Origin of the sequence: Caulobacter sp. Root487D2Y, from assembly GCF_001427165.1 — a bacterium.
Lineage (GTDB): Bacteria > Pseudomonadota > Alphaproteobacteria > Caulobacterales > Caulobacteraceae > Caulobacter.
Map to the genome: position 1 here is coordinate 12,472 of NZ_LMFD01000009.1, position 18,014 is coordinate 30,485.

An 18,014-nucleotide genomic window follows, 5' to 3' on the forward strand; every position below is an offset into this window, starting at 1 on the left:
GCCAGGACAGGGATCGCAGTGGTGGACGCAAAACAACAGGACGGCGATCGGCCCGACGCCTGGCGCAGGCTGGAAGCCCTGGCCTGCGGTCTTGTGCTGTTCATGCTGTCCAACGCCTTCATCGGCCCGCTGCTTGACCCGCTGCAGGCCGGCGGCGAGGACATGCCGCTGCTGAGGCTGATGTGGCTGCCGGTCTACGGCCTGATCCTGGGCCTGGCCGTCTGGCGCGCGCCGCGCGTGATGCGGTTCTGGTTTCCCGCCATCATGTTCAGCCTGCTGATCTTCTGGCTGTTCGCCTCGGCCTCGTGGTCGCTGGACCCGGGCACGACCAACCGCCGAGCCCTGGCCGCGGCCTTCACCACCCTCTTCGGCCTCTATTTCGCGGCCAGCTTCGACGGGCGGCGGATGGCCGAGATCATCGCCACGACCTTCCTGTTCCTGGCCATCGGCGGCGGACTGGCGGCGGTGGTCTATCCCAAGATGGGCGTCCATCACGACGTCAACGCCGGCGACTGGCGCGGCCTCTGGTACGAGAAGAACCAGATGGGCGCGATGATGGTCTACGGCGCCATGGCCGCCATCGCCGCGATCCTGGCCGGCTCGCCCCGGCGCAAGCAGATGGTCGTCACGATCCTGCTGTGCGCGGCGCTGATCGTGATGACCAAGTCCAAGACCTCGCTGGTCGTGCTGCTGATGGGCCTGGCCGGTTCGATGCTGCTGGCGGCCATGCGCCGCGGGCCGGCCACGGCGGTGATCGTGGTCTGGCTGGGCGTGACCGTGGTCGGCGTGGCGGTGATGACGATGTGGCTGGCGCCAGAACTGGTGTTCAAGGCCCTGGGCAAGGACCCCACCCTGACCGGCCGCACCGACATCTGGGCCGCCGTGCTGCGCCAGTCGGCCAAGCATCCGCTGACCGGCTACGGCTATGCGGTGTTCTGGACGCTGGAGTCCCATCCGGCCCAATGGATCCGCAAGGAGACCGGCTGGCTGGTGCCTACCGCCCACAACGGCTGGCTCGACATCCTGGCCCAGCTGGGCTGGATCGGAGTGGGCCTCTGCGCCCTGGTGCTGGGCGGATCGTTGCTGGTCGCGCTGTTTCGCCACCGCGCCGTGCAGGACGGCTATTGGGCGACCCTGTTCCTGGCCATCTTCCTGATGACCACCTTCTCCGAGAGCTTCATCCTCGAGCGCAACGGCATCGCCTGGGCCCTGGCCTGCGCGGCGGTGGCGCGGCTGTTGGGACCGGTGTGGGCGCCGGGCGTGCAGCCTGAAAAGGCCGCCCGCCGCCCGCTGTTCGCCGCCCCGCCCCTGACCTGGAGCCTGGCTCCGCCCGAAGCCGCGCCGGAGATCCGGACGCCCGCGCCGGCTCGCCGCCCGGCGTTCCAGCCTACATTTGGCAAGCGCGCGGTCTCGCCTTTCGCCGCTTAGGCGGCTACTGGAGCGGCATGACCGACTACACGCCCCAGCAGATCGTCGCCCGCGGCGCGCGCGCCGACGCCGAAGCCGCCGCCGACGCCATCGACAACCACCCCGGCCTCGAGGGCGCGACCTACTCGATCCTCGAAGAGGACGAGGACAAGGGCCTCTGGCGCATCGACGCCTTCCCGACCACCGACGAGGAAGACGCGGGCCTGCTGGACGTGCTGGCCGGCTATCCGCTGAAGGTGGTGCGTGAGCGCCTGGCCGACGCCGACTGGCTGGCCATGGCGTTGTCGGGCCTGCCGCCGGTGCGCGCGGGCCGGTTCTTCGTCTACGGCATGCACGACCGCGGCCGCCTGCCGGCCAGCACGGTCAACCTGCGCATCGAAGCGGGCGCGGCGTTCGGCACCGGCCATCACGGCACGACCGTCGGCTGCCTGATGGCCTACGACAAGCTGATCAAGGCCCGGAAGTTCAACAAGGTGCTCGACGTGGGGGCGGGCACGGGGCTCCTCGCCATCGCTGCCGCGCGGACTGGATCGAGGATCGCGGTCGGCACCGACATCGACAAGCCCAGCGTGCGGATCTCCAAGGAGAACGCCAAGGTCAACCGCGCCAACGCCCGGTTCGTCCACGCCTCGGGCCTGTCCAACCGGCTGGTGACCGACAACGCCCCCTACGACCTGGTGTTCGCCAACATCCTGGCCCGCCCGCTGGTCAGCCTGGCCCAGGACATCAAGAACGCCCTGGTTCCCGGCGGTACGGTGATCCTGTCGGGCCTGCTGCGCACTCAGGAACGGATGGTCAAGGCCGCCTACGTTTCGCGCGGCTTCAAGGTGGTCAACCGCATCCACCGCGACGCCTGGGCGGCGCTGGTGCTGCAGCGGCCGTAAGACAGACACCCTCGCCCTCGGGAGAGGGTTTCGGAAATACGGAACACCCTTCCTCTCCCCCACGTTTCTCCTGCCGGGACACACCCGCTCCAGGAGCAACGTCATGACCTATGTCGATCCCCAAGGCCCACCGCCCGAACAGGTGGTGCACGTCCGTCGCGAGGGCGGAGCCACGGGCTGGTTCGTGGCTGGGGCCGTGGCCATCGTCGCCGTGGTCGCCATCGCCTTCATGCTGACCGTCGGGGCCCGCACGCCCAGCCAGGACCAGATCGCTCAGGCCCAGGAGCAGGGCCGCGTCGTCGGCAATCTCGAAGGCGCGCAGACCGGGGCCGCCCAGGCCACCATCGTCGCCCAGCAAGCCGCCCGCGACGCCAGCGCCGCCGCCGACAGCGCCCGCCGCTCGACCGAGGCCACCGCGGCCAACGCCGCCCAGGCCGCGCACGACGCCGCCGACCGCGCCGCCCTGTCGCGCGACGACACCCTGGCCCCCTCGGCCGACCCGAACATCAACCCGCCGCCGGCGCAGCCCCAGCCGGTGAACTAACGCTCCGATCGCAACCCGCCCCTTCCCAGGTCGAAGGGGCGGGACTAAATCGGAGGAATGCGCCAGACCTTCGATGAATCCACCGATCCGGGCTTCGGCCCCCGCCATGTCCCCCTGATCCGCGCCGCCATGGCCCGGCAGGGCCTGGACGGCTTCCTCGTCCCGCACGAGGACGAGCACCAGAACGAATATCTGCCGGCGGCGAACGACCGCCTGGCCTGGGCCAGCGGCTTCACCGGCTCGGCCGGGGCCGGCGTGATCCTCAAGGACCGCGCCGCCGTGTTCGTCGACGGCCGCTACACCCTTCAGGTCCGCGACCAGGTGGACCAGGGCGTGTTCGAGATCCGCGACCTCGTCGAGGGCGGTGTTCCGGCCTATCTGGAAACCGCCAGCAAGGGCGCGGTGATCGGCTACGACGCCCGTCTGCACAGCCCGCAGGCCCTGGACGGCCTGAAAGCCGCCGCCGCCAGGGCCGGCGCGGCGTTGAAGCCCGTGGCCGTCAACCCGATCGACGAGGCCTGGGGCGCCCAGCGTCCCGCCCAGCCCGCCGCGCCCGTCGTGCCCCAGCCGGTGAAGTACGCCGGGGAGGAGTCGGCCTCCAAGCGCGCCCGCGTCGGGTCGGCCGTCGCCGCCCTCGGCGCAGACGCGGCCGTGATCACCGCTCCGGCCTCGATCGCCTGGCTGTTCAACATCCGCGGCGGCGACGTGATCCGCTCGCCCCTGCCGCTGTCGCAGGCCGTGCTGCGCGCCGACGGCACGGCGCGGCTGTTCCTGGATCCGGCCAAGGTGACCGGCGAACTGCCGGCGTGGCTGGGCAACCAGGTGTCGCTTGAGCCGCCGGAGGCCCTGGACGACGCGCTGGCCGAGCTGACGGGCAAGTCGGTGGTGGTCGATCCGGCGCAATCCTCGGCGTGGTACTTCGACACCCTGGTCGCCGCCGGGGCCGAGGTGGTCCGCGCCATGGACCCCTGCACCCTGCCCCGCGCCTGCAAGAACGCCGTCGAGATCGCCGGCACCATCGAGGCCCACAAGCGCGACGGCGCGGCCCTGACCCGTTTCCTGCATTGGCTGGCCACCGAGGGCCAGATCAATCCGCCGGACGAGAAGGAGGCCGTCGCCAAGCTGGAGGCCTTCCGCGAGGCGACCGGCGTGCTCAAGGACCTCAGCTTCGACACCATCGGCGCGGCCAACGGCCACGGCGCCCTGCCCCACTATCGCCCGACCGAGCGCAGCAACGAACGCGCCGCCCTGGGGTCGCTGCTGCTGGTCGACAGCGGCGGCCAGTATCTGGACGGCACCACCGACGTGACCCGCACGGTCGCCATCGGCGAACCGAGCGCCGAGATGGTCACCCGCAACACCCTGGTGCTGAAGGGCCACCTGGCCATCGCCCGCCTGCGCTTCCCGGCCGGCACCACCGGCTCGGCCATCGACGCCTTCGCCCGCGCCGCGCTCTGGAGCCATGGCTTGGACTACGACCACGGCACCGGCCACGGCGTCGGCGTCTATCTGGGCGTTCACGAGGGTCCGCAGCGGATCTCCAAGGCCCCCAACACCATCGCCCTGCAGCCGGGCATGATCGTCTCGAATGAGCCCGGCTACTACAAGGACGGCGAATACGGCATCCGCATCGAGAACCTCGAAGTGGTCATGCCCGCGGAGGCCGTCGGCGACGGCGACCGGCCGATGCATCGCTTCCACGCCCTGACCCTGGCCCCGATCGACCGGCGGCTGGTCGACAAGAATCTGCTGTCGGCCGAGGAGATCGCCCAGTTCGACGCCTATCACGCGCGGGTGGTGGCGGAGATCGGGCCGCGGGTCGAGCCGGAAATCCGGGCGTGGCTGGAAGAGGTCTGCGCGCCGCTTTAGGCGTGGGATCACACTGACTTGCCCCCACCTGGCGACTGCGTCGCCTGTCCGCCCCCATAGGGGGCGGAGGACGCGCGGCGCTGGCGGCTGAGCCTCCGCCCCCTATGGGGGCGGACAGACCGCGAAGCGGTCAGGTGGGGGCAAGTGAGTGAGCCACGGACCCTAGGTTCCCCGAGGCTTCGCCCGCGTCGTCGGCGCGGTGTTCGCCGGGTCATCCGGCCAAACGTGCCTCGGATAGCGCCCCTTCATCTCGGTCTTCACCTCGCGCCAAGACCCCTTCCAGAACCCCGGCAAGTCCCGCGTGATCTGGATCGGCTTATGGCCTGGCGACAGCAGGGCCAGCACCAGCGGCGCGCCGCCGACCGTCGGGTGGGTCGTCAGGCCGAACAGCTCCTGCACCCGCACGTCGACGCGCGGCCCGCCGTCGGCGGCGTAGTCAATGGCGAAGCTGGAGCCGGTGGGGGCGGTGAACCGGGCCGGGGCCTCGGCGTCGAGGCGGCGGTGCAGGTCCCAGGGCGCCAGCGTGCGGATCGCGTCGGTCAGAGCGCCGTCGGAGAGCTGGCTCAGGGCCGAACGACCGACCAGCAGAGGCTCGAGCCAATCGGGCAGGCGCTCCAGCAGGGCCGCTTCGGACAGGTCGGGCCAGGTCTCGGCGTCCCGATCGCGCAGGAACGCCACCCGGCGGCGCAGGGCTTGGGCGCCCTCCCCCAGCGGCAGAGCCGACAGCCCCTCGCGTTCAACCTGGTTCAGAAGCGCCTTGGTCACCAGCCCCGGATCGACCTTGTCCAGCAGCCGCTCCTCGACCACCAGCTTGCCAAGGCGCAGCAGGCGGCGGGCCCGGACCTTGCCCTTGGCGTCGGGCTCCAGCCGGTCCTCGGCCACCAATCGGTCGGCGAAGGCCTCGCGCAGGGCCGTCTCGTCCAGCGGCGCGGCCAGCAGGATGCGGTCGCGGGCCTCGCCCCCGCCCAACTCGCCGACCGCCAGCCAGGTCTCGCGGGCCAGGGCGTCGGTCGGTTCCAGATAGACCCCGCGCCCGCCGGCCAGCTGATATTCGCCCGGCTTGCCCCGGGCCCGCGCCACGCGTTCCGGATAGGCCTCGGCCAGCAGCAGGGCGTCGTCGAGCGGCGCGGCGCCCGAGGCGCGGCCCGCTGACCGGGCCCAGCGTTCGGACAGCGTCCGAGCATCGCGGGCTCTCGGCGAGCGGTCGCGCTGGAAGCTTTCCAGCCGGTGGCGCAGATCGACGTCGCGGCCGCCGAGGCCCTGCTCGCTGAGCACGGCGGCGATCTTCGCCCCCCGCTCGGCCTGGCCGGAGGCGGCGGCGCGGACCACCATATGGGCCAGGCGCGGGGCCAGCGGCATGTCGGCCAGGGCCCGGCCGTGGGCGGTCAGGCCGCCCCGCCCGTCCAGGGCCTGCAGGCGGTTGAGCAGGGTCCGGGCCTCCGTGAAGGCGGCGGCCGGCGGCTTGTCGAGGAAGGCCAGATCGCCAACATCCCGCGCCCCCCAGCGGGCGAGGTTCAAGGCCAGGTTCGACAGGTCGGCCTCGAGGATCTCCGGTCGGGCGAACGCCGGCAAGGCCCGGGTCTCGGGCTCGTCCCACAGGCGGTAGCAGACGCCCGGTTCGGTGCGGCCCGCCCGCCCCCGGCGCTGGTCGGCGGCGGCGCGGCTGACGCGGACGGTCTCCAGCCGGGTCAGGCCGCTGGACGGATCGAAGCGCGGCACGCGGGCCAGGCCGCAATCGATCACCACCCGCACGCCTTCGATGGTCAGGCTGGTCTCCGCGATCGAGGTCGCCAACACCACCTTGCGCCGGCCCGGCGCGGCGGGAGCCACGGCGCGGTCTTGCTCGGCGGGCTCCAGCGCGCCGTAGAGCGGGGCGATATCGACCTCGGGTCGGCGCAGGCGCTCGCGCAGCAGGGTCTCGGCGCGCCGGATCTCACCCTGGCCCGGCAGGAAGACCAGCAGGCCGCCACTCTCCTCGGCCAGGGCCCGCTCGACGGCGCGGGCGACGCGCTCCTCCAGCCGCTGACGCTCGTCGCGGCCCAGATAGCGGGTGTCGATCGGGAACATCCGCCCCTGGCTCTCGACCACCGGCGCCTCGCCCAGCAGGGCCGAAATTCGCGCGCCGTCCAAGGTGGCCGACATCACCAGGATCTTCAGATCCTCGCGCACCAGGCCCTGGGCGTCGCGGGCCAGGGCTAGGCCCAGGTCGGCGTCGAGGCTGCGCTCGTGGAACTCGTCGAAGATCACCGCCGCCACGCCGTCCAGGCCTGGGTCGTCCAGAATCATCCGGGTGAACACGCCCTCGGTCACGACCTCGACCCTCGTGCGGGCCGAGATCTTGGACTGCAGCCTCACCCGGAAGCCCACCGTCTCGCCGACGCTTTCGCCCAGGGTCTGAGCCATGCGGGAGGCCGCGGCCCGCGCCGCCAGCCGCCTCGGCTCCAGCATGACGATCTTGCCGCCGGCGACCCACGACTCGTCCAGCAGGGCCAAGGGCACGACCGTGGTCTTGCCCGCGCCCGGCGGCGCGACCAGCACGGCGGCCTCTCGCGCGCTCAAAGCCGCCTTCAGGGCCGGCAGGGCCTCGTGGATGGGAAGGGTCACCCGGCGGGTTTAGCGGCGGCCGGCCAAATCGCCAAGCGGGCCGCCGAACCCGAGAGGCCGCAACGGTTGCGAAGCGTGCTGCGTCGCAACATCGGCCCGGCAGGCCATGGCCCATATTGCGCGCAACGGGGCGAACAATTACGCACGCTCTCCGCTTTACCTTGACCGCGTCCCGTTAACCGGGCCACGGTCCGCAAAATTTGTCTACGCGGTGCCCCGGGGGGAGCCGCGGGTCTCTGGAGGAAATATGTGGCGCGTTAAGTCACTGGATGCGATTCTAGCAACGGCTCAGAAGAAGTCGCTGCATCGCTCGCTCGGTCCCATTCAACTCACCCTGCTCGGCGTGGGCGCGATCATCGGCACCGGCATTTTCGTTCTGACCGCCGCCGCCTCCCAAAAGGCCGGCCCGGGCATGATGCTGAGCTTCGTGATCGCCGGCGCCGTCTGCGCCTTCGCCGCGCTCTGCTATTCGGAACTGGCCTCGATGGTGCCGGTTTCCGGCTCGGCCTACACCTACACCTACGCCGTGATGGGCGAACTGCTGGCCTGGATGGTCGGCTGGGCCCTGATCCTGGAATACGCCGTGGCCGCCAGCGCCGTGTCGGTGGGCTGGTCGGGCTACTTCCTCGGCATGATCGAGCACGCCCTGAATTTCCATTGGCCCGATGCGTTGCGAGCCGGTCCCGCGTGGTCGCTCAACGGCTTCGTGCCGGTCGCCGACTTCAGCCACGGCGTCGTCAACATCCCGGCCATCGTGGTGGCCTTGGCCGTGACGGCCCTGCTGGTCATCGGCACGACCGAAAGCGCCCGGGTCAACGCCTTCCTGGTGCTGATCAAGGTCACGGCCCTGACCGTCTTCGTCATCCTGACCCTTCCCTTGATGAAGAGCGGCAACTTCACGCCCTTCGCCCCCAACGGCTGGTTCGGCCCGCACGGGACGACGGGCATGGGCGTGTTCGGCGCCGCCGCCTCGATCTTCTTCGCCTATGTCGGCTTCGACGCGGTCTCCACCGCCGCTGAAGAGACCAAGAACCCGCAGCGCAACGTGCCGATCGGCCTGATCGGCAGCCTGGGCATCTGCACCATCTTCTATCTGCTGGTCGCCGCCGGCGCGGTCGGCGCCATCGGCGCCCAACCCGTCATCGGCGCGGCGGGCGAAGCCGTGCAACCCGGTTCGGCCAGCTTCCAGGCCGCCTGCCATCTGGCCTCCAACGCCGATCAGCTGGTCTGCTCCAACGAAGCCCTCGCGCACGTCCTGCGTCAGGTCAACTTCCCGTTGGCCGGCTACCTGCTGGGCCTGGCCGCCAACCTGGCCCTGCCCTCGGTCATCCTCATGATGATCTACGGCCAGACCCGGATCTTCTTCGTCATGGCCCGCGACGGCCTGCTGCCGGAGAAGCTGGCCTCCATCCACCCCAAGTGGAAGACGCCGCACATCGTCACCATCGCCACCGGCCTGTTCGTGGCGATCGCCGCCGCCTTCTTCCCGGTGGGTCAGCTGGCCGACATCTCCAACTCCGGCACCTTGTTCGCCTTCTTCATGGTGGCGATCGCGGTGATGGTGCTGCGGGTGAAGGACCCGAACCGTCCGCGTCCGTTCAAGACGCCGGCGATCTGGCTCGTAGCCCCGATCGCCCTGGCCGGCTGCGCGTTCCTGTACCTCAACCTGCCGCTGGAATCGATCCTGGTGTTGCCGATCTGGGGCGCCCTGGGCCTCCTGATCTACTTCGCCTATGGCTTCCGCAAGAGCCATGTTGGCAAGGGCCTGCGCGGCGAAGTCCACGAACTGGACCCCGATGCGCCCCCGACCGGCCTGCCCGGCGCGGAATGAGATAAGACTTGAACGAGCGTTCATAACGCTTAGTTCGGACGGGCGGAGGTCTTCGGATCTCCGCCCGTTTTCGTTTGGAGCCGCCTAGAATGGCCGACATGCCGATCCGCGCCGTCATCGCGCCGGTCACGCCGCTGCAGCAGAACTGCACGATCGTCTGGTGCGCCAAGACCAAGAAGGCCGCGATCATCGATCCGGGCGGCGAGGTGCCGCGCCTGATGAAGGCGCTGACCGACCAGGGCCTGACCCTGGAGAAGATCTGGATCACCCACGGCCACATGGACCACGCCGGCGGCGCGGCCGAGCTCAAGCGCCTGACCGGCGTGCCGATCGAGGGGCCGCATAAGGACGACCAGTTCTGGATCGACCAGATCCAGTCGACCGGAGAACGCTACGGCATCCCCGAAGCGCGGATCTTCGTCACCGACCGCTGGCTGGACGACGGCGACGTGGTCACCCTGGGCGAGACCCAGTTCGAGGTGCTGCACTGCCCAGGCCACACGCCGGGCCACGTGATCTTCTTCCACCGCCAGGCGCGCTTCGCCCAGGTCGGCGACGTGCTGTTCCAAGGCTCGATCGGCCGCACCGACTTCCCGCGCGGCAACCACCAGGACTTGCTGGACGCGATCACCGGCAAGCTGTGGCCGCTGGGCGACGACGTCCAGTTCGTGCCGGGCCACGGCCCGATGTCGACCTTCGGGGCCGAGCGGCGGTCCAATCCGTTCGTCAGCGACCTGGCGATCGAGGCGATGAACATCCAGGGCAAGGACTACGCGGCGCCGGTCAACCGCTCGCCGGGCTAAGGCGAACTAGTTCGGGGGCCCGCGCCGGGCGGGCTGTTCAGCCTCGCTCAGCATGCCGTTCTTGTCGGCGTCGAGCCTGGCGAAGCGGGCCTTGCTGGCGGCCAGGACCTCGGCCTCGGTGACCTTGCCGTCGTGGTCGGCGTCCATCGCAGCCATCATGCCGCCCCCGCCGCCGCCGGGCCCCTGGCCCTGACCGGCATCGGGTCGCTCCGCGCGACGCTCTTCCATCCGCTTGCGCATCGCGTCCAGTTCGCCGGCGTCGATCACGCCGTCATGGTTGGGGTCCATGCGCTGGAACCGGGCCTTGGCGGCGTTGTCGAACTCCTCGGCGCTGATCACGCCATCGCCGTTGGCGTCTTGGTTGAAGCGCGGCCCCTGGGCGTGAGCGAGACCGGCGACGGAGGCGAGGGACAGGACGGCCAGGGCCGTCGGCAGAAAGCGGGACATGCTTGTCTCCAAACAACAATTGCGAGGATTGGTCGCATGCGCGGGTTGCGTCCCTGTTGCAGCCGTGAAATCTGCTGGAGACGGGGGCGTGGAATGAGCAAGTCATGGAAAGTTCGCAAGATCCCGCGACGGCCGCAGCCGCCGCCTCCACGTCCGGCCAGAACACCGATCCGGCGCGCGGCGCGCGCATCCTGATCGTCGATGATGATCCCGGCATCCGCGACGTCGTGGCCGATTTCCTGGGCCGCCACGGCTACAGCATCGACACCGCGTCCGACTCCCGGACCATGGAACAGGCCCTGGCGCGCGGTCCGGTCGACCTGGTGGTGCTGGACATCATGCTGCCCGGCGAGGACGGCCTGGCCATCTGCCGCCGCCTGTCGGCCGCCGACGGCCCCGCCATCATCATGCTCTCGGCCATGGGCGAGGAGACCGACCGCATCGTCGGGCTCGAGCTCGGCGCCGACGACTACCTGCCCAAGCCGTGCAATCCGCGCGAGCTGCTGGCCCGCATCCGCGCCGTCCTGCGTCGCCGGCAGGAGCCGCGCACGATCGACGACGGCATGGGCGCGGCCTGCGAATTCGCCGGCTGGCGCCTGGACCTGGTCCGCCGCGAACTGCGCTCGCCCCAATCGGTGGTGGTCAACCTGTCGAGCGGCGAGTTCTCGCTGCTGCGCGCCTTCGTCGAGCGACCGCAGCGCGTGCTGACCCGCGACCAACTTCTGGACCTGGCCCGAGGCCGCGAGAGCGACGCCTATGACCGCGCCATCGACGTCCAGATCAGCCGGCTGCGCCGCAAGCTCGACGACGGCGGCGGCGGCGAGCTGATCCGCACCATCCGCAGCGAAGGCTATATGTTCACCTCCAAGGTCACCCGCACCCCATGACCGAACACGTGCGGGTCAAGGGCCCGAGCAGCGCGCCGCTGTTCGTGCAGGCCCTGGGCCTGGTCATCGTGACCCTGGTGGCGGCGCAGGTGATCGCCATCGCCGTGGTCTTCAACCTGCCGCCGCCGCCGCCCGAAATCTACCGGCTGAGCGAGATCGCCCGCATCGTGAAGACCGGCGCGACGGTTCAGCCGCGCGACGGACGCGCCCTGCTGATCCGCCGCCACGCCGGACCGATCCGGGGCCTGGTCGACAACCGGCGGCGCGCCGAGTTCAAGGCCGCCCTCGCCCGTGAGATCGGTGTCGACCCCGCCCGGATCGAGATGGACATCGACACCGGTCCGCGTTTCTTCGTCCGCACCCAGAAACGCACCTTCGTCCAGCAACTGCCACGGGAGAGCCAGCATCATCAGCCGCAAGGCTTCGGCGGTCCAGGCGGTCCGGGCGGTCCGGGCGCTCCGCGGATCGACGACGGCCCCGGACGACCCGGCGGCCCCGGCGGTCCGCCGGAGGGCATGGCGGGGCCGCCTCGCCCGCCGCGCCTCGGCGCCTCCCGCGACGAGCCTTTCATCGTCGGCGACTTCAAGGTGGCCATCCATCAGGACGATGGTCGCTGGACGGTCGTCGAACCCAAGCCGGCCATTCGCTTCGACAGCTGGCAGCAGCGGATCCTGCTGATCCTGGCCTTGTCGGTGCTGTGCGTCTCGCCCCTGGCCTGGCTGTTCGCCCGCCGGTTGTCGGGTCCGATCAGCGCCTTCGCCAGCGCGGCCGAGCGCCTGGGCCGCGACCCGCGCGCCGCGCCCCTGGCCCTGCACGGTTCGTCCGAAGTGATCGCCGCGGCCAACGCCTTCAACATGATGCAGGAGCGCCTGCGCCGTTATGTGGAGGACCGCACGGCGATGATCGGCGCGGTGGCCCACGACCTGCGCACGCCCCTCACCCGTCTGCGTTTCCGCATCGAGGCCGTGCCGGACGACGTGCGCGCCAAGCTGGCCTCCGACATCGATCAAATGGAGGCGATGATCGCCGCCACCATGGCCTTCGTCCGCGACACCACGCGGCCGGCCGAACGCACCAAGCTGGAGCTGGCCTCGCTGCTGGAGAGCATCATCGACGAGGCGGCCGAAACCGGCGGCCGGGCCTCGGTGGAGCTGGGCGAAAAGATCATCATCGACGGCGACCCCGTCGCGCTGCGCCGCCTGCTGACCAACCTGGTCGAGAACGGCCTGAAGTACGGCGGCGCCGTGCAGGGCCGTGTCCGCGCCGAGGGCCATCTGGCGGTGATCGAGATCGACGACAACGGCCCCGGCATCGCTCCGGCCGAACTGGATCGGGTGTTCGAGCCGTTCTTCCGCAGCGAACCGTCGCGCAACCGCGAAACCGGCGGGATCGGGCTGGGCCTGGCCGTGGTCCGTTCGGTGGCCCGGGCCCACGGCGGCGACGTCACCCTGCACAACCGTCCCGAAGGCGGCCTGCGCGCCCGGGTCGAGCTGCCGTTCTAACGTTCGGGTTGCTGAGCTTTCAGTTTGTTGCGGGCGCGCAAAAGCTGCGCCATACGCCGGACACGCCGGTGCGGTTGATCGAGGACATGCAAATCCTGCCCGTCGCGCCCTGACCAGCCTGCGCGCCACCTGCATCCTGATGTTCGCCGCCCTGTGCCTGGGCGCCTGCGCCTCCGGCCCGCCGCAGGACGGTCCGCGCGGTGACTGGGGCAAGGCGGCGCCTTCCCGACCGTCCGGCGAGGGCGAGGCGGGCGGACCGCCGCGCCGGCCGCATCGCAGCCTGTTCATCAGCCCGGCGGGCGAGCCGTTTCGCGCGGAGCCTGGCGCGCCCTACCCCGTCGCCGCCTGGTTCGCCAGCGCGGACGCCGACCACGACGGCGCCCTGACGCGCGAGGAGTTCATCGGCGACGCCCTGCGGTTCTTCGACAGGATCGACGGCGATCACAACGGCGTCGTCGACGGGTTCGAGGTGTCGGCCTACGAGACCCAGGTCGCGCCCGAGATCCTGCAGGGTTTCCAGGGCGGCGGCGAAGGTCCGGGCATGCGCGGCCAGGGCGGCCGCGGCGGCGGACGACGCGGCGGCAGCGGTCCCCCCGAGGGCGGGAGCGGCGGCGGCAAACGCGGCGGCGCCCCGATGGGCGGCATGCTGCAAGGCGCCACGCCCTACAGCCTGCTGGCCGAACCCGAACCGGTCATGGCGTCCGACGGCGACTTCGACCGCCGCATCACGCGCGCCGAGGCGGCCAAGGCGGCCAAGGCCCGCTTCGCCCTGCTCGACAGCGACGGCGACGGCCGGCTGCGCCTCGGCGACCTGCCGCGGACCCCGCTCCAGGCCCGTCTGGAGGGTCCGCGCGCTAGCTCACCAGCCCGGCGATGATGTTGATCCCCAGGGCCAGGACGGCGGTGTTGTAGAAATAGGCGCAGACCGCCTGGGCGGTGACGAGGTTGCGCAGCTTGGCCGTCAGCACATTGTTGTCCGACACCTGGAACGTCGCCCCGATGCTGAAGGCCAGGTAGACGAAGTCGAGATAGCTGCTGGCCGGCTCGCCGGGGAAGAGAAAGCCCGGCTTGTCCGTTCCGTCGCCGAAGTGGCGATGGGCGTAGTGCAGCGTGAACACCGAGTGCAGAACCACCCAGGACAGCACCAGGGTGACGCCCGCGCAGGCGGCGGTGATCGCCTTGATCTCCGGCCCCTCGGACCGTGCGTGCAGCATCGCGGCCACCACCGCCACCAGGCTCGACAGGATCGCCGCCAGCACCATCAGCAGGATCAACGACGGCTTCTCGTCCTCGGCGGCCGCCCGTCGACGCACCTCGGCCTCGTCGGCCGTCAGGAAGAGACGCCAGGTGGTCGTCACATAGAACAGGGCGCAGACGTCCCAGCCGATCAGGATATGCGTGCTGACCGGCGTATTTAAGTGACCCGCCGCGAGCCAGCCGAAAAGGCCCGCCAAGCCGGCGCCCCATAGCCGCCAATGGCGCGATATTGCTGCGCTTTCAGGTTTTCTCGGTCGGGCCTTGGTCATGCCGCTCACCTTGTTCGCCGCAGGCTTAACACCAAACTCTGCAATTTTGTCTCGCCTGTTGGGTGAACCGAACGCGACTTCACCGGTTACTTCACTGGAAGCATGGAAGGACGACATGACGGACCCCGACGCTCCGCCGCCGATCGAGCCCTCGCAACCCGACTACGACCCGGGCGCCACGCCCGACGAAGAGCCGATGCGCGAGCCGCCGGTCCAACCGGGCGACGACCGGCCTTATGACCGTTCAGCCACGCCGTTCCCCCCCGTGACCAGTCCCGATTAGGAGCAACCTATGGACCTCGACACCGAACGGCCCCGCGGCCGCCGAGGCTTCGCCGCCATGGACCCCGAACGTCGCCGCGAGATCGCGCGTAAAGGGGGCGCCAGTGTTCCCAGTGAAAAGCGGAGCTTCGCCAAGGATCGCGACCTCGCGGCCAACGCGGGCCGCAAGGGCGGCTCCTCGTCGCGTGGCGGCGGGCGCATGCCCGGGCGCGACGCCTGACATGAAGCGCGCCGCGGCCCCGGCCCTTCAAGGGTTTGGGGGTCGCGGCCGTTCTCCGACCTGACTTCCGCCCGCCTCAGCCGGCCAGGGCGAAGACGCCGAAGCTTGGGCTGTCGCTGATCCAGCGCGCCGCGACCTTCCAGCCCGCGCGACGGGCCAGATCCACGAACATTTTCGGGCTATATTTGTACGAATTCTCGGTGTGGATCGTCTCGCCGGCTTCGAAATGGATCTCCCGGCCCGCAAGGTGCGCCGTCTGATCGTGGCGACTGACGAGATGCATCTCCATTCGGCTTTCGTCGGCGTTCCAGATCGCGCGATGGTCGAAGGCTTCGAGCGCGAAATCCCCGCCCAGCTCCTTGTTGATCCGCGCCAGCACGTTCTTGTTGAACGCCGCCGTCACCCCCTGGGCGTCGTCATAGGCCGGCACCAGGACGTCGGGGCTCTTGGCGATGTCCACCCCGACCACGAACATCGCGCCGTCGCCGAGCAGGTCGTGCGCGCCGCGCAGGAACGTCTCGGCGTCGGCCGGCGCGAAATTGCCGATCGTCGAGCCCGGGAAGAAGCCCGTCACCGGCCGCCCCCGCGCCGCCGCCGGAAGCCGCACGGCGCGGGTGAAGTCGTCGACCAGCGGCGCGACGATCAGGCCCGGATAGTCGCGGCGGAGCGCTTCGCTCGCCTCGTCAAGCGCCGACCGGCTGATGTCGATCGGGACGTAGACAGCCAGTTGCGGCATGGCGTCGAGCAGCAGCCGGGTCTTGGTGCTGGCCCCGCTGCCGAACTCGACCAGGGCCGCGCCCTCCATGACCCGCGCGGCGATCTCGGGCGCGATGCGGCGCAGCAGCGCCGTCTCGGTGCGGGTGGGATAGTACTCCGGCAGCTCGCAGATCGCCTCGAACAGCCGCGATCCCTCGGCGTCGTAAAAGTACTTGGCCGGCAGCGTCTTGCGCTCGGCCGTCAGGCCCGCCAGCGCGTCGTCCAGGAACGTCGAGGCCTGGGTCGCCGCCTCGCGGTCCAGCGCGCTGACATCGTCGGCCAAACGAACCCCCGTGAACGCCCAGCGCTGGGCCGGATGGAAGAAGTTGCGATAGGACGGCCGCGTGTGGCCAGGCGGGGACTCGGCCGCCCCGCCCCGCAGGACCATCTGGTTGATCATGAACTTGCCGTTGTACTCGCCCAGCGCGCCCGCGCCCGGCTTGAAGCCCGGATAGGCGACATAGGGACTGGCGGTCCATTGCCAGGCCTCGTCGGACGCCTGACGCAGCCCCTGCCCTTCCGCGGCCGCGACGGCGGCTTCCCACTCGGCCTCGGTCGGCAGGCGGCGGCCGGACCAGGCGGCGAAGGCGGCCGCCTCGTAATAGCTGACATGACCCACCGGCGCGTGAGGATCGACCGGACGCCGCCCCGAAAGGGTCATGACGGACCAGGCGCCGCCGTCCTCGCGCCGCCAGTAGAGCGGCGCTTCCCACGCCTGCTCGTTGACGGCGGCCCAGCCGTCGGAAAGCCAGAAGTCGGCCCGGCGATAGCCGCCGTCCTCGATGAAGGCCAGCCACTCGCCGTTGGTCACCAGCCGATCGGCCAGGCGATAGGGCTCGAGATAGACCTTGTGGCGCGGCCGCTCGTTGTCGAACGCGAAGCCTGGACCGTCATCGCCGATCTCGACCAGCCCGCCTTCGAAGGCGAGGTACCGGACGCCGGCGGGGGCGGGACGCTCCGGAGGCGACGCGTCGCGATAGGCCGGCTGCAGGGGCGACTGGGCGAACAGGTGCAGCAGATCCATCAGGATGAGCTCCTGGTGCTGCTCCTCGTGGGCCAGGCCGAGGTCCAGGCGCTCCATCACCTCGGCGGTCGGCGTCGTGGTCAGCAGGCGGATCATGGCCGCGTCGACGTGCGCGCGATAAGCCCCGACCTCGTCGGCCGACGGACGGGTGATCAGGCCGCGCAGGGGCCGCGGCTGGCGGGGCCCGACGGCCTCGTAATAGGAATTGAACAGATAGGCGAAAGTCGGGTCGAACACCCGGTAGCCCGGCAGGAAGGGCGTCAGCAGGAAAGTCTCGAAGAACCACGCGGTGTGCGCCCGGTGCCATTTGACCGGGCTGGCGTCCGGCATCGACTGCGCCCCCTGATCCTCGGGCGAGAGGGGCTTGGCCAAGGCTTCGGTGCGCCGTCTGACCGCCAGATAGCGATCGACGAGGGCGATAACGCGGGCCTCCGAGGCCTCCCTTACAGGCGTGTCGTCGGGACTCATGCGCTCTCCTGGCGGCCCTGCGTCGGGGAGCTTGCGCCCCGATGAGCTCAACGAATAAGCAACTTGAGTGTTCCCCCCGCCGGGTTCAAGCGGCGCGGGGAATAAAAAGTGAACGAAAGTCGCAGACCATCGATGCCGCTCGGCGCGCGCCCTAGGGGCGCTTGGGGATCTCCAGCCCGCGCTGGACGGCCGGCCGGGTCAGGCCCCGCTCCAGCCAAGCCGGAACGTGCTTGAGGCCGGCGTAGTCGACCAGATCGCCCGCGCCGTAGAAGCCTACCAGGTTGCGGACCCACCCCAGGGTGGCGATGTCGGCGATGGTGTACTCGTCGCCCATGATCCAGTCGCGGTCGGCCAAGCGAGTCTCCAGCACGCCCAGCAGACGCTTGGACTCGGCGACATAGCGATCACGCGGACGCTTGTCCTCGTACTCGCGGCCGGCGAACTTGTGGAAGAAGCCGACCTGGCCGAACATCGGGCCGATCGCGGCCATCTGGAAGAACACCCAGGCCAGGGTCTCGTAGCGCCGGGCGGGGTCCTTGGGCAGGAACTTGCCGGTCTTTTCCGCCAGATAGACCAGGATCGCGCCGGACTCGAACAGGCCGAGCGGCTTTCCGTCCGGGCCGTCCGGATCGATGATGGCGGGGATCTTGCCGTTCGGGTTCAGCGACAGGAATTCCGGCCCCCAGGTCTCGTTCTGACCGATGTCGATCATATGCGGTTCGTAGGGCAGACCGATCTCCTCCAGCATGATCGACACCTTGACCCCGTTGGGCGTCGGCACGCTGTAGAGTTGCAGCCGGTCGGGATGCTGGGCGGGCCAGCGCTGGGTGATCGGAAAGGCTGAGAGGTCGGTCATGGTCGGCTCCGAAAGCAAAGGACCACCCCCAACAGGCGCGGCCGAGCTTGTCAGATGGTCCCGACTGGCGCGGCGGCAAGTCA

At 70.2% G+C, this 18,014-nt stretch carries 16 protein-coding genes; 11 read left to right on the top strand and 5 right to left on the bottom strand.

Annotation, left to right across the window (positions count from 1 at the left end; genetic code table 11):
* Positions 1 to 21 precede the first annotated feature (21 nt).
* The 4 genes from ASD38_RS07615 (at position 22) to ASD38_RS07630 (ending at position 4,725) form a co-directional block, all read left to right on the top strand.
* Complete coding sequence (locus ASD38_RS07615; RefSeq protein WP_056459625.1) at positions 22 to 1,428, top strand: O-antigen ligase family protein; 1,407 nt, start codon at positions 22 to 24, stop codon at positions 1,426 to 1,428.
* Between the two features lie 17 nt (positions 1,429 to 1,445).
* Positions 1,446 to 2,312: a 50S ribosomal protein L11 methyltransferase gene (locus ASD38_RS07620; RefSeq protein ID WP_056441252.1), complete on the top strand. Its 867-nt coding sequence runs from the start codon at positions 1,446 to 1,448 to the stop codon at positions 2,310 to 2,312.
* Between the two features lie 103 nt (positions 2,313 to 2,415).
* Complete coding sequence (locus ASD38_RS07625; protein WP_056459041.1) at positions 2,416 to 2,856, top strand: hypothetical protein; 441 nt, start codon at positions 2,416 to 2,418, stop codon at positions 2,854 to 2,856.
* A 57-nt stretch (positions 2,857 to 2,913) separates the two neighbouring features.
* Positions 2,914 to 4,725, top strand: a complete 1,812-nt coding sequence (locus tag ASD38_RS07630; protein ID WP_056459045.1) for an aminopeptidase P family protein — start codon at positions 2,914 to 2,916, stop codon at positions 4,723 to 4,725.
* Positions 4,726 to 4,887: 162 nt separating this feature from the next.
* Here the strand turns inward: ASD38_RS07630 and hrpB are convergent, their stop codons facing one another.
* Positions 4,888 to 7,329, bottom strand: a complete 2,442-nt coding sequence (gene hrpB / locus ASD38_RS07635; protein WP_056441259.1) for an ATP-dependent helicase HrpB — start codon at positions 7,327 to 7,329, stop codon at positions 4,888 to 4,890.
* 247 nt (positions 7,330 to 7,576) lie between these two features.
* Here hrpB and ASD38_RS07640 point away from each other — a divergent pair, with 247 nt between their 5' ends.
* Both ASD38_RS07640 and ASD38_RS07645 read left to right on the top strand, forming a co-directional pair.
* The gene (locus ASD38_RS07640; RefSeq protein WP_056441261.1) at positions 7,577 to 9,160 is read left to right on the top strand and encodes an amino acid permease; all 1,584 of its coding nucleotides are present in this window, start codon (positions 7,577 to 7,579) and stop codon (positions 9,158 to 9,160) included.
* 89 nt (positions 9,161 to 9,249) lie between these two features.
* Complete coding sequence (locus tag ASD38_RS07645) at positions 9,250 to 9,963, top strand: MBL fold metallo-hydrolase (protein ID WP_056441263.1); 714 nt, start codon at positions 9,250 to 9,252, stop codon at positions 9,961 to 9,963.
* A gap of 6 nt (positions 9,964 to 9,969) precedes the next feature.
* On the opposite strand, the gene ASD38_RS07650 is transcribed toward ASD38_RS07645, so the two are convergent.
* A complete protein-coding gene (locus ASD38_RS07650) occupies positions 9,970 to 10,410 on the bottom strand; it encodes an EF-hand domain-containing protein (RefSeq protein WP_056459048.1) in 441 nt (146 codons plus the stop codon).
* Positions 10,411 to 10,514: 104 nt separating this feature from the next.
* On the opposite strand from ASD38_RS07650, the gene ASD38_RS07655 reads away from it, so the two are divergent.
* The 3 genes from ASD38_RS07655 (at position 10,515) to ASD38_RS07665 (ending at position 13,676) form a co-directional block, all read left to right on the top strand.
* Positions 10,515 to 11,297 carry a response regulator gene (locus ASD38_RS07655; protein WP_056459051.1) on the top strand — a complete coding sequence of 261 codons (783 nt, stop codon included), beginning with the start codon at positions 10,515 to 10,517 and terminating at the stop codon, positions 11,295 to 11,297.
* The gene (locus ASD38_RS07660) at positions 11,294 to 12,799 is read left to right on the top strand and encodes an ATP-binding protein (protein WP_056459053.1); all 1,506 of its coding nucleotides are present in this window, start codon (positions 11,294 to 11,296) and stop codon (positions 12,797 to 12,799) included. Before ASD38_RS07655 ends, ASD38_RS07660 begins: the two co-directional genes overlap by 4 nt.
* A 139-nt stretch (positions 12,800 to 12,938) precedes the next feature.
* Positions 12,939 to 13,676, top strand: coding sequence for a hypothetical protein (locus ASD38_RS07665; RefSeq protein ID WP_056459056.1), 738 nt, complete (start codon positions 12,939 to 12,941; stop codon positions 13,674 to 13,676).
* On the opposite strand, the gene ASD38_RS07670 is transcribed toward ASD38_RS07665, so the two are convergent.
* Entirely contained in the window at positions 13,654 to 14,253 is a 600-nt protein-coding gene (locus tag ASD38_RS07670; RefSeq protein ID WP_235523793.1) for a DUF1345 domain-containing protein, read from the bottom strand. The two genes, ASD38_RS07665 and ASD38_RS07670, sit on opposite strands and share 23 nt — an antisense overlap.
* 187 nt (positions 14,254 to 14,440) lie before the next feature.
* On the opposite strand from ASD38_RS07670, the gene ASD38_RS24275 reads away from it, so the two are divergent.
* Both ASD38_RS24275 and ASD38_RS07675 read left to right on the top strand, forming a co-directional pair.
* Positions 14,441 to 14,608, top strand: coding sequence for a hypothetical protein (locus ASD38_RS24275; RefSeq protein WP_200941430.1), 168 nt, complete (start codon positions 14,441 to 14,443; stop codon positions 14,606 to 14,608).
* A 9-nt stretch (positions 14,609 to 14,617) separates the two neighbouring features.
* On the top strand, positions 14,618 to 14,827 hold the full coding sequence (locus ASD38_RS07675; protein WP_018062559.1) for a KGG domain-containing protein: 210 nt from the start codon (positions 14,618 to 14,620) through the stop codon (positions 14,825 to 14,827).
* Between the two features lie 76 nt (positions 14,828 to 14,903).
* Here the strand turns inward: ASD38_RS07675 and egtB are convergent, their stop codons facing one another.
* Positions 14,904 to 17,075, bottom strand: a complete 2,172-nt coding sequence (gene egtB, locus ASD38_RS07680) for an ergothioneine biosynthesis protein EgtB (RefSeq protein WP_056459059.1) — start codon at positions 17,073 to 17,075, stop codon at positions 14,904 to 14,906.
* 151 nt (positions 17,076 to 17,226) lie between these two features.
* The gene (locus tag ASD38_RS07685; RefSeq protein WP_056459063.1) at positions 17,227 to 17,931 is read right to left on the bottom strand and encodes a glutathione S-transferase N-terminal domain-containing protein; all 705 of its coding nucleotides are present in this window, start codon (positions 17,929 to 17,931) and stop codon (positions 17,227 to 17,229) included.
* Positions 17,932 to 18,014 lie beyond the last annotated feature (83 nt).

What these genes read in the sequence shown, in the direction of transcription:
- ASD38_RS07655 (WP_056459051.1), top strand. Translation starts at nt 10,515, where the DNA reads ATGGAAAGTTCGCAAGATCCCGCGACGGCCGCAGCCGCCGCCTCCACG.
- ASD38_RS07685 (WP_056459063.1), bottom strand. Translation starts at nt 17,931, where the DNA reads ATGACCGACCTCTCAGCCTTTCCGATCACCCAGCGCTGGCCCGCCCAG.
- ASD38_RS07620 (WP_056441252.1), top strand. Translation starts at nt 1,446, where the DNA reads ATGACCGACTACACGCCCCAGCAGATCGTCGCCCGCGGCGCGCGCGCC.
- ASD38_RS24275 (WP_200941430.1), top strand. Translation starts at nt 14,441, where the DNA reads ATGACGGACCCCGACGCTCCGCCGCCGATCGAGCCCTCGCAACCCGAC.
- ASD38_RS07660 (WP_056459053.1), top strand. Translation starts at nt 11,294, where the DNA reads ATGACCGAACACGTGCGGGTCAAGGGCCCGAGCAGCGCGCCGCTGTTC.
- egtB (WP_056459059.1), bottom strand. Translation starts at nt 17,075, where the DNA reads ATGAGTCCCGACGACACGCCTGTAAGGGAGGCCTCGGAGGCCCGCGTT.
- ASD38_RS07640 (WP_056441261.1), top strand. Translation starts at nt 7,577, where the DNA reads ATGTGGCGCGTTAAGTCACTGGATGCGATTCTAGCAACGGCTCAGAAG.
- ASD38_RS07625 (WP_056459041.1), top strand. Translation starts at nt 2,416, where the DNA reads ATGACCTATGTCGATCCCCAAGGCCCACCGCCCGAACAGGTGGTGCAC.
- ASD38_RS07675 (WP_018062559.1), top strand. Translation starts at nt 14,618, where the DNA reads ATGGACCTCGACACCGAACGGCCCCGCGGCCGCCGAGGCTTCGCCGCC.
- ASD38_RS07630 (WP_056459045.1), top strand. Translation starts at nt 2,914, where the DNA reads ATGCGCCAGACCTTCGATGAATCCACCGATCCGGGCTTCGGCCCCCGC.
- ASD38_RS07645 (WP_056441263.1), top strand. Translation starts at nt 9,250, where the DNA reads ATGGCCGACATGCCGATCCGCGCCGTCATCGCGCCGGTCACGCCGCTG.
- ASD38_RS07665 (WP_056459056.1), top strand. Translation starts at nt 12,939, where the DNA reads ATGTTCGCCGCCCTGTGCCTGGGCGCCTGCGCCTCCGGCCCGCCGCAG.
- ASD38_RS07650 (WP_056459048.1), bottom strand. Translation starts at nt 10,410, where the DNA reads ATGTCCCGCTTTCTGCCGACGGCCCTGGCCGTCCTGTCCCTCGCCTCC.